The sequence below is a fragment of the Agathobaculum sp. genome, from assembly GCF_050946325.1.
Taxonomy (GTDB): Bacteria; Bacillota; Clostridia; order Oscillospirales; family Butyricicoccaceae; genus Agathobaculum.
This window is the reverse complement of record NZ_JBMNUP010000056.1, coordinates 1-10357: the sequence shown is the minus strand read 5'-3', so window position 1 is coordinate 10357 and position 10357 is coordinate 1. Positions and strand designations below refer to the sequence as shown.

The window sequence follows — 10357 nt, the reverse complement described above, 5'->3', positions numbered from 1 at the left end:
CGTCACACTGCCCATCAGCAGTGAAGAAAGTACAACGCGGCAGATGAGTATTGCCAGCGCATCCCGCGGGCGCAGCCTTGTCAGCGCAAATAAGGTGATCACGTTCGCCAGGCCAAGCTTCACCCCCGGCACCGGCACCACCGCGTCCAGTGGGAATAATCGTTCCGCCAGTGACAGTACGATCGCCAGGGCGGTCAGCAATCCGCACATCGTCACTCTTTTCACCTGCATATCTCCTGCCCCTTTCACGATGACACTGCATCCACCCCGGGCGATTCACCCGACAGCTTCAGTACCACTTTATTGGGCAAGCAGACTGCCGCCTGTCCTGCGCGCGTCAGCACACCCGTGCGGACGCAAACCTGATCTCCGCAATCTGCCGCCTGCATGACGGCGGTTTTTCCTTTCAGAACAATCGTGTTGTGTCCATCCAGATCAATGATGCGATCCGTATCTTCTTCCAGCAAAACCCGCTCAACAAGTGCGCCTTGCTGCCAAACTTCCGCATAGAGCAGCGCGCCCCGTTCCCGCACCGCCAGTGCAGCTGTCAATACGGCCGCCAATAGGAACACCATACCGATGATGATGAAATCGCCCCATCTCATCCTACTGCGCATAGGTATATCCCTTTTTCTCTCCTACAAAATCAAATGTGCAAATCTCAGAAACCTGTTCGGATACATGCACTTCGTTCTGCGCGGTAATGAATACCGCGGCAACTTCATTTTCTTCGCAAAATGCCATACCATCTTCCAGCCCCATAACGAAAAGTGCGGTTGTCAGCGCATCTGCGCGGGTTGAATTTTCATCAATTACCGTGACGCTGCGCAGCCCGCTGTCCGCCGGATAGCCGGTACGCGGGTCAAAAATATGATGATACCGTTTTCCATCCTGCTCAAAATACCGCTCATAATCACCCGAGGTAACGACGGACAGATTCTGCACCTCAACCGTTGCAATATAATCGGAAGGATTGGCCGGATCCGCAATGCCGATCACCCAATTTTTTCCGTCATTCGTACCAACCGCATAAATATTTCCACCCAACATCAGCAAACCCGATGCACCTGCTTCCTGCAAAAGAGCCGCACATCGGTCGGCAGCATATCCCTTGGCAATGCCGCCAAGATCAAGCTGTGCCCCATTCAGCAAGCCAAAGGTATCCTCCCCCAACTGAGTCAGATTGTTGAAACCAACGGTCTCGAGCGCTGCATCAATCTCTGCCTGTTCCGGAACACAGGCCTCTTCTTTGCCAATGTTCCACAATTCACTCAATGGCGCTACCGTAGGGTCATATAGACCGTCTGTCAATTCCGCATATTCTATTGCGGAAAGCAGCAGTTCACGGGCCGCAGGCACTTCAGCCGCTGCACCCTCCGCATGGTTCAGGGCCCAAATCTCACTGTCCTCGCGTGTGCGGGAAAGCGCCTGCTCCAGAGTGTTAATCTCCTTTTCGCACTCGGCAATCAGGCCCTGCGCACGGTCTCCTGCCACAGTCAATGTCATAAAGGTATCCATTGCAAAAATATCTGTGCTGTACTGTCTGCTGACGCAGCCGCACAACATCAAAAGAGGCAGCAGCGCTGCGAGGAATCGTTTCATATCATATCTCCCATATCAAAAAAATCATACTAAATTATTATAATACAGATAAAATAAATACGCAAGTGGGCACGTTGGCTCTCCCTTTTTTACATTTGGGCTGATGGGGCTCTAACTCCGTCGATTTTACTAGGCATTGATACAAACAGATAAATATGATAAGGTAAATAAAACAATAAATTTGAATTGCTTAAAGGAGAATCCGCTTATGAATATATTAGTATTAAACGGTAGTCCACACGTTAATGGTAATACGATGGCAATGGTAAATGCTTTTGCGGATGGTGCAAGAGAAAAAAATCATGACATTCAGATCGTTCATGTTTACCGAAAGAAGATATCAGGATGTCTTGGCTGTGAATACTGTCATAATCAGCATTATGGAGTATGTGTACAAAAGGATGATATGCAGGAGTTATATGAAGCTTTGAATATGGCAGAGGTGCTGATTCTTGCATCACCAATCTACTTTCAAAATATCAGTGGTCCGCTCCAATCGGTAATCAGCAGGATTTACGCCTTGGGCAAGCCGCCAAAACTAAAAAATGCGGTATGCTTCTGAGTAGCCGTATCGATGGTATCTATGCAGGTATCACAGAAATCCATAGAACGACAGCAAGAATTATGGGGGTAGAAGATATTGGGGTTATCACTTCTGTTGGAGCTCAAAATTCGGTTCCTGAAAGAAGAAAGGAAATGATTGAATCTGGATTTGCATCTAAAAAGCTAAACGAAGATAGAATAAAAGAAAAACTTGATGAAATTAGGGAGTTTGGTAGAAAACTATAACAGACGAAGAATGTTATTAATTTCCGGTTTGTTGATTGGTTTCCGACTGCGAATATACATCCCTCCGTCATTTTGACGAAGGGATGTTATTTATATCCAAAATCAGTCCAAAGGGTAAAAGGGAGCGTTGGCTCTCCCTTTTTTACCCTTTAGACTGATGGGTTCTAACTCCGTCGATTTTGCCAAGCGTTGATACGAACAGACAAATATTATATTGATTGATGATCGTTACGAGATAGATATTTGTTTATGATGAAGGAACATGAAATTGCCGTCTATCGGGCCGTTCTGTTCCCGCAGAGAAGCCCCTCCCTTCGTGAAAGTGACGGAGGGAGGTTATTTCTTTTCTGAAGCAATTCTGTTCTAACTTTTGCCCCGTCTTCGGCTGTTAAAGAGCGGTCTGCAGGGCATCCTACCCCCTTAAAAAGCATGATGACGTGTGCCTTTGCCCTTTTCAGAAGCAAAAACACACGCCATTGTGTATTATAGAGTTTTTACAGACAAGTATTGACGGAATCCTCTGTCATAACACGCCGCACTTTCAGATTCCCTGCAAAGGCCTTGCTGTCAAACATAGAAAAGAATATCCGAATAAGTGGGATAAGGCCAATATTTCTTTCCTACCAGCATTTCCAGCGTATCAGCCGGCACACGCACAGCATCCATCAGCGGAATTACCGTGTCGCGATAGTAATGCGCAGTCTCTTCGGAATCAGTCATAGGCGCATGTTCTACAGCCGCATCCAATTCGGCGCACTTTCTGTACAGCGTTTCCACATTGTCCGAAACACGGGCCAGCAGTTCTGCCTCCATACCGCCTGCAATCCCTGCATCCTTCTTAGATTTCACCGTCTGCGCCAAATCATTTTCAAACGCAATACATGCGGGCAGGATTTGCTGACGAACCATGTCGCTCGCAGTCAGCGCTTCAATATGCAGCGTCTTGGCGTACTCTTCCAGGTTGGTCTCCATACGCGACTGCATCTCTACGCGGGTATAAACGCCGTGCTCCGCAAACAGCTTTACATTTTTTTCATCCATGTACAGCGGCAGCGCATCCACCGTGGATTTCAGGTTGAGCAGCCCCCGCTTTTCCGCTTCGGCAACCCATGCGTCATCATAGCCGTTTCCATTGAAAATGATACGCTTATGCGCCTTAATTTCCCGCTTTATCAAGCTTACCAGCGCTTCGCGGAAATCCTCTGCGCGCTCCAGCTCATCGGCAAACTGACGCAGTTCCTCCGCAACCGCAGTATTCAGCATGATATTCGGGCAGGCAATATTCAGCGAAGAACCCAGCGAACGGAATTCAAACTTATTGCCGGTAAATGCAAACGGAGAGGTTCTGTTTCGGTCGGTGGTATCCTTCGGAATCGGCGGCAAAGCGGAAACGCCAAGGTCCATCTTTGTCTTATTCATATCCGTATATGCCTCGCCCGACTCAATCGCATCCAGAATTGCCTGCAATTCATCGCCAATAAACATCGAAATAATGGCCGGAGGCGCTTCGTTCGCACCCAGGCGGTGATCGTTCCCCGCGGTAGCAACCGAAATGCGGAGCAGATCCTGATACTCGTCTACAGCCTTAACAACCGCCGTCAGGAACAGCAGAAACTGTGCATTTTCGGACGGAGTCTTCCCCGGCTCAAGCAGGTTCTCTCCTTCATCTGTCGAAATCGACCAGTTGTTGTGCTTACCAGAGCCGTTGACGCCTTCAAACGGCTTTTCATGCAGCAGGCAGATGAAGTTATGCTTCTGCGCAACGCGCTTCATTACCTCCATGGTGAGCTGGTTATGGTCGGTTGCAATATTCGTCGTAGTGAATACCGGTGCCATCTCGTGCTGGGCCGGCGCGACTTCGTTGTGTTTGGTCTTGGCAAAGATGCCGAGCTTCCACAGTTCTTCATCCAATTCCTGCATAAAAGCTGCAACACGCGGACGAATCGAACCAAAATAATGGTCCTCCATCTCCTGCCCCTTCGGCGGTTTGGCGCCAAACAGAGTGCGTCCGGTAAAGATCAGATCTTTGCGCTGCGCATAGTCCTTTTTATCAATCAGAAAATATTCCTGTTCCGGTCCCACCGTAGTGGTCACACGCTTAACGTCCTTGCCAAACAATTTCAGCACACGGCATGCCTGCTTGCTGATTGCATCCATCGAACGAAGCAGCGGGGTTTTCTTATCCAGGATTTCTCCCGTATAGGAGCAAAACGCAGTGGGAATATACAGCGAACCATCTTTTACAAAAGCATAACTCGTCGGGTCCCAGGCGGTGTACCCCCGCGCTTCAAAAGTCGCGCGCAGGCCGCCAGACGGGAAAGAGGATGCGTCCGGCTCGCCCTTGACCAGTTCCTTGCCGGAAAACTCCATCATAACGCCGCCTTCGTCAGTGGGCGAAATGAAAGAATCATGCTTCTCGGCAGTGATGCCGGTCATCGGCTGAAACCAGTGCGTATAATGGGTTGCGCCCTTGGAAACCGCCCAGTCCTTCATTGTGGTTGCCACAACAGCCGCCACGTCCGAATCAATAGCAGTGCCCTCTCTCATGGTCTTCTTCAGCTTTTTGTAAACATCTTTTGGAAGACGTTCCTTCATAACGGTTTCGTTAAAAACCATACTGCCGAAGAGCTCGGGAACATTCTTTGCTGTGCTCATGAACGCATCGCTCCTTACTTATGTTAATTTAATGATAACAAAACCAGTAAAACAAAACAGGCGCTGCGGGTCGTGTTCCCACAGCGCCTTTGCTGTTAACACCTTGCATTATAGCCATCCATCTTTTCTTTGTCAAGGCCAAACGGCATTCTTTTTTCTATATTTTGAACATTTATCGCAATATACTAAATTTGCAGCAGCAGACCGCTGGAATTTCTATACAGTTTGCAAAAACCATCAAAAACTCAGATTTTCCACTTGACAGGAACGTCCCTCCCACGCCAAAATAGAACACAAAACGGACAAAGACGTCCGCCTTCTTCCCTCTTTCCAACAGAAGCGCAGGCGAATACTTTCGGAATCGAACAGGTCCAAATATACCGGTGCTTGACCGCATTTGGGCACCTTACGGCGGTGAAGCAATGATCGTATCTTTCAATAAGGAAGGAAACTGATAATGGCTATTGCGTTTTTATATCCGCAAGTGCGACCGTTACATCGTCTGCCGTGCATGCGAGCGGCAATGTGCCCACGCAGTGCATTTTTATGATTCTGAATTTCAAAAAATGATGGCGGATGCGTCTAAGTGTGTTGCCTGCCACCGATGCGTTTCACTCCCCCATCTGCTGGGATAGAATTCTGATCAACGGCTCTCAGGTGACTCACCCGCCCATCGAGCCGCTGCGCGAGCCCATGGAGACCCGAACGTTTCTTGGCAAAAAGTCCGGCAGCATTGAACGCGGCGCTGACAGCAATCTGCTTCCCAATGAAGTTGTTTTGTATGATTGCGCTCAAAAACTGCAATGGAGACGCATAAATTTTTTTGTCTTTTTTTGAAATGTGTAGAGAAATTCCCACCAAATTATGATATACTAAATGGTGTATGAGTATGGGCGTTTTTTACGTCTGCTTATGCGCTATTTTTCATATATCTTTAAGGAGGGAAACTGCGTGAAGCTGTCCTTCACCAAGATGCACGGCTGTGGCAACAGCTACCTTTACTTCAACTGCTTTGAGCAGTCCGTGCCTAACCCCGAAGCACTTTCTATCCGTTTGAGCGATCTTCACTTCGGCGTTGGCAGCGACGGCATCATCCTGATCTCCCCTTCCGACAGGGCGGATGCACAAATGCGCATTTTCAATGCCGATGGGTCGGAGGGCAAAATGTGCGGCAACGGGATCCGCTGCGTAGGCAAATACTTGTATGACAACGGAATGGTCGGCAACCGCACAACCGTAACAGTTGATACGCTCTCCGGCGTAAAAACGCTTGAACTCACCGTTCAGGATGGTAAAATGCAGACCGCCCGTGTGGACATGGGGGCCGCCGTTCTTCTGCCGCAAAAGATCCCCGTTCTTTATGAGGGAAATTCTGCTGTTGATGTCCCAATTGTGGTGGACGAGCGGGTATATCACATGACCTGCGTTTCCATGGGCAATCCACACTGCGTTCTTTTCCTGAAAGAAGATATCGATGACCTCGATCTTGCACGTCTTGGTCCTAAGTTCGAGCATCATACGCTGTTTCCGGAGCGGATAAACACAGAATTTGTCAATGTTCTGCCGGACGGCAGCCTAAAAATGCGTGTATGGGAACGCGGCAGCGGAGAAACCTGGGCATGCGGCACAGGCGCGTGTGCCGTTGGCGTAGCCGCGGTGCTGAATGGACACGCAGACAAAAATTCGTGCATAACTGTGCATCTGCGCGGCGGCGACCTGACAGTACAATACACAGACGAAACCGTGTTTATGACAGGCACGGCAACCACTGTTTTCAAGGGGGAAATTGAGATATGACTAAGTACATCTTTGTGACCGGCGGTGTAGTTTCCGGTCTGGGAAAGGGCATTACAGCTGCCTCGCTGGGCCGATTGCTCAAAAGCCGTGGGCTGAAAATTGCAGCGCAGAAACTGGACCCTTACATTAATGTAGACCCGGGTACAATGAGCCCGTTCCAGCACGGCGAAGTTTATGTAACCGATGACGGCGCCGAAACAGACCTTGACCTTGGCCACTATGAGCGTTTTATTGACGAGGACCTGAATAAGTTCTCCAATCTGACGACGGGCAAGGTGTATTGGAATGTTCTAAACAAGGAACGTGCCGGCGAATACCTTGGCGAAACCGTACAGGTCATTCCGCATATTACCAACGAAATCAAGTCGTTCATCTATTCGGTGGGCAAAAAGACTTCTGCCGATGTCGTTATCACCGAAATCGGCGGCACAACCGGCGACATCGAGTCTCAACCTTTTCTGGAGGCTATCCGCCAGGTAGCTGTTGAGGTGGGCCGCCGCAACTGCCTGTTCATTCATGTAACGCTTGTGCCGTATATCTCCGGTTCAAATGAGCCAAAGTCCAAGCCCACTCAGCACTCTGTAAAGGAACTGCGTGGTCTCGGCATTTCTCCGGATATCATCGTTGCGCGCGTGGACCAGCCGATGACCGATGACATCAAGCATAAAATTGCGATGTTCTGCACGGTTTCCGAGGACTGCGTCATTGAAAACCGCACGCTGCCTGTGCTTTATCAGGCGCCTATGATGCTGGAGGAGAGTCATCTGTCCGATATCGTCTGCCGCGAACTGTCCATCGGTGCGCCCAAGGGGGATATGAGCGACTGGACTGCCATGCTCGAACGCATTGCCAGCCGCAAAGACCATGTTAAAATTGCGCTGGTCGGCAAATATGTCAAACTGCATGACGCGTATCTGTCTGTTGCCGAAGCGCTTCAGCACGGCGGCTATGAAACCGGATGCTTTGTTGATATTGATTGGGTTGACTCCGAAGAAATCAATGATTCGACTGCGGACAAGCTGCTTGGTGAGGCAGACGGCATCATTTTGCCCGGCGGCTTTGGTCCCCGCGGCATTGAAGGCATGATATGTGCCGCCAACTATGCCCGCACGCAGGGTATTCCCTATTTCGGCATTTGCCTGGGTATGCAAATCGCCGTTATGAGCTATGCGCGCAACGTGCTTGGCTATGAAGATGCCAACTCTTCCGAATTCGATCCCAACTCGTCCCACCCTGTCATCGACCTCATGGAGAGTCAGCAGGGCATCTCCAAAAAGGGCGGCACCATGCGGTTGGGCGCATATCCATGCAAGGTCCGTCCGGACAGCATCATGGCCGCTTCCTACGGTCAGGAAATGGTTTCCGAACGTCATCGCCATCGTTATGAATTTAATAACAACTTCCGCGAGGATATTGAACGCAACGGCATGCGCATCACCGGCACTTCGCCCACAGGCGAGCTGGTTGAAACCGTTGAAATCCCCACACATCCGTTCTATATTGGTGTGCAGTTCCATCCTGAATTCAAATCGCGTCCCAATCGTGCGCACCCCCTCTTCAAATCGTTCGTTGCAGCCTCTCTGAAAAGGAGTAAAGATCATGCAGATTAATTCCAATTTTGATAACATTGCACAAAGCTATCTTTTTTCTACCGTTGCAAAAAAGCAGCGCGAATTTCAGGCAGCCCATCCAGAAGCCGATGTCATCAAACTGTCCATTGGCGATGTAACCCGCCCGCTGGTTCCCGCAGTGATTGATGCGCTGCATGCCGCGGTTACAGACCAGTCCAAACAGGAAACCTTCCACGGCTACGGCGACGAGCAGGGCTATGGTTTTCTGCATGATGCCCTTCAAGGCTATTACCAGGGACATGGTGTCTCACTTGATACGGATGAAATCTTTATTTCGGACGGCGCGAAGAGTGATCTTGGCAACATTCTCGACTTGTTCAGCACGGATAATACGGTGCTTGTTCCGGACCCTGTTTATCCGGTTTATGTTGATACCAACGTCATGGCCGGCCGCAAAATTATTTTTATGGATGCCAATGAGGAAAACGGCTTTCTCCCGCTGCCGGATGCATCTGTAGCGTGCGATATCATCTATATTTGCTCGCCAAACAATCCCACCGGCGCTGCCTATGACCGTGCCGGCCTGCAGGCATGGGTGGATTATGCAAATGCGCAGCACGCAGTTATCCTGTATGATGCCGCTTATGAATGCTTCATTGAAGATGATACCCTGCCCCGCTCTATTTTTGAAATCGAGGGCACTAAGACCTGTGCGATCGAATTCTGCTCCTTCTCCAAAATGGCCGGCTTCACCGGTACGCGCTGCGGTTGGACCGTTGTGCCCAAAGCGCTGGCAGAGGGGAAAATGAATAAAATGTGGCTGCGCCGCCAGACCACAAAATTCAACGGTGTACCCTATATCGTACAGAAAGGTGCGGCTGCCTGCTTTACCGAAGAGGGACAGAAGCAGATTCAGCAAACACTTGGCTATTACAAACAAAATGCCCGCGTATTGGCTGAAACGCTTGATAGCCTTGGCATCTGGTACACCGGCGGAAAAAACAGCCCCTATCTGTGGCTCAAATGCCCGAACGGCATGGATAGCTGGACCTTTTTTGACTACCTGCTGGAGAATGCCTACATTGTCGGCACCCCAGGCGCCGGTTTCGGCAAAAACGGCGACGGATTTTTCCGGCTGACTGCATTCGGTGACCAGCAGCGCACACTGGAAGCTGCCGCACGGCTGAAAAAGCTGCTGGGCTAATCTTCCGCTGTCGTTCTGAATCTGCTTTTCAGACCGTTTGATATTCACTTGCCGCCAAACATCGTGTACGTCTTTTTATCCTGTGGGGGAATATTCTATGGGCGTTGTTTTCACAAAGAAATGTGTGCTATGCGGTGCCAATCTGTCCTCCTTTGAGGATGGAAAGTCCGCGATGCTTTGCGAAACCTGCGCTGCTGAAGTGCGCGAAAAATACCGTTGTTCCGGCCATGTCCGCATCTTTGGCGCAGAGGAAGCCAGCGCTGCGTTATATTATACCGGAACCGTCAAGGGAGCCATGCAGCGATTCAAATTTGAACACAAAAAGCATTATGCTGACTGGTTTGCAGCGCAGACCGCCCCTTTGCTGGCTGCTCATCTGGATGATTGGAAGCCTGATCTCATCACCTTTGCTCCGATTGGCCCACTGCATCTGTATCAGCGCGGTTATAACCAGTCCGAACTGATTGCGCGTTTCGTCGCGCGTCCCTTCGGCATTCCCTGTAAACCTACCCTCAAAAAGCGCCCCTTTTCCCGCAAGCAGTCCACGCGAACAAATGCAGAGGCACGGCGCATCAATGCCCGGCGTTCCTTTTTACCGCTTCCGGGGGTTGATCTGTCGGGCAAATCTGTGGTGTTTGTAGATGATATTATCACTACTGGTTCCACTGCCGCCGCTGCGGTTCGGCTGCTGCGCAATATGGGAGCCGCGAAAGTCTATGTGCTTGCATCCACCAAGGTT

At 50.1% G+C, this 10357-nt stretch carries 10 protein-coding genes; 6 read left to right on the top strand and 4 right to left on the bottom strand.

Annotated features, from left to right (window positions below):
• The 3 genes from ACOYIE_RS06080 to ACOYIE_RS06070 all read right to left on the bottom strand — a co-directional run.
• The coding region (locus ACOYIE_RS06080) for a Gx transporter family protein (protein ID WP_433411408.1) at positions 1-225 on the bottom strand (225 nt) is incomplete at its 3' end.
• 20 nt (positions 226-245) lie between these two features.
• The gene (locus ACOYIE_RS06075) at positions 246-605 is read right to left on the bottom strand and encodes a NusG domain II-containing protein (RefSeq protein WP_433411406.1); all 360 of its coding nucleotides are present in this window, start codon (positions 603-605) and stop codon (positions 246-248) included.
• A 1-nt stretch (position 606) separates the two neighbouring features.
• Positions 607-1602 carry an FAD:protein FMN transferase gene (locus ACOYIE_RS06070; RefSeq protein ID WP_433411404.1) on the bottom strand — a complete coding sequence of 332 codons (996 nt, stop codon included), beginning with the start codon at positions 1600-1602 and terminating at the stop codon, positions 607-609.
• Positions 1603-1810: 208 nt separating this feature from the next.
• On the opposite strand from ACOYIE_RS06070, the gene ACOYIE_RS06065 reads away from it, so the two are divergent.
• Positions 1811-2164, top strand: a complete 354-nt coding sequence (locus ACOYIE_RS06065) for a flavodoxin family protein (RefSeq protein WP_433411402.1) — start codon at positions 1811-1813, stop codon at positions 2162-2164.
• Positions 2155-2391, top strand: coding sequence for a hypothetical protein (locus ACOYIE_RS06060; RefSeq protein ID WP_433411400.1), 237 nt, complete (start codon positions 2155-2157; stop codon positions 2389-2391). Before ACOYIE_RS06065 ends, ACOYIE_RS06060 begins: the two co-directional genes overlap by 10 nt.
• Before the next feature lie 567 nt (positions 2392-2958).
• Here ACOYIE_RS06060 and ACOYIE_RS06055 read toward each other — a convergent pair.
• A complete protein-coding gene (locus ACOYIE_RS06055) occupies positions 2959-5046 on the bottom strand; it encodes a glutamine synthetase III (RefSeq protein WP_433411398.1) in 2088 nt (695 codons plus the stop codon).
• A gap of 951 nt (positions 5047-5997) precedes the next feature.
• Between ACOYIE_RS06055 and dapF the strand changes: the two genes are divergently transcribed.
• The 4 genes from dapF to ACOYIE_RS06035 all read left to right on the top strand — a co-directional run.
• On the top strand, positions 5998-6843 hold the full coding sequence (gene dapF, locus ACOYIE_RS06050) for a diaminopimelate epimerase (protein WP_433411396.1): 846 nt from the start codon (positions 5998-6000) through the stop codon (positions 6841-6843).
• On the top strand, positions 6840-8453 hold the full coding sequence (locus tag ACOYIE_RS06045; protein ID WP_433411394.1) for a CTP synthase: 1614 nt from the start codon (positions 6840-6842) through the stop codon (positions 8451-8453). The genes dapF and ACOYIE_RS06045 overlap by 4 nt, the downstream gene beginning before the upstream one ends.
• Positions 8443-9618, top strand: a complete 1176-nt coding sequence (locus ACOYIE_RS06040; RefSeq protein WP_433411392.1) for an LL-diaminopimelate aminotransferase — start codon at positions 8443-8445, stop codon at positions 9616-9618. The genes ACOYIE_RS06045 and ACOYIE_RS06040 overlap by 11 nt, the downstream gene beginning before the upstream one ends.
• Positions 9619-9715: 97 nt before the next feature.
• A partial coding sequence (locus tag ACOYIE_RS06035; protein WP_433411390.1) for a ComF family protein occupies positions 9716-10357 on the top strand: 642 nt, incomplete at its 3' end.

Bases quoted from the DNA above. Each gene is read 5' to 3' on its own strand.
- ACOYIE_RS06075 (WP_433411406.1), bottom strand. From the start codon at position 605: ATGAGATGGGGCGATTTCATCATCATCGGTATGGTGTTCCTATTGGCG.
- ACOYIE_RS06070 (WP_433411404.1), bottom strand. From the start codon at position 1,602: ATGAAACGATTCCTCGCAGCGCTGCTGCCTCTTTTGATGTTGTGCGGC.
- ACOYIE_RS06065 (WP_433411402.1), top strand. From the start codon at position 1,811: ATGAATATATTAGTATTAAACGGTAGTCCACACGTTAATGGTAATACG.
- ACOYIE_RS06060 (WP_433411400.1), top strand. From the start codon at position 2,155: ATGCTTCTGAGTAGCCGTATCGATGGTATCTATGCAGGTATCACAGAA.
- ACOYIE_RS06055 (WP_433411398.1), bottom strand. From the start codon at position 5,046: ATGAGCACAGCAAAGAATGTTCCCGAGCTCTTCGGCAGTATGGTTTTT.
- ACOYIE_RS06045 (WP_433411394.1), top strand. From the start codon at position 6,840: ATGACTAAGTACATCTTTGTGACCGGCGGTGTAGTTTCCGGTCTGGGA.
- ACOYIE_RS06040 (WP_433411392.1), top strand. From the start codon at position 8,443: ATGCAGATTAATTCCAATTTTGATAACATTGCACAAAGCTATCTTTTT.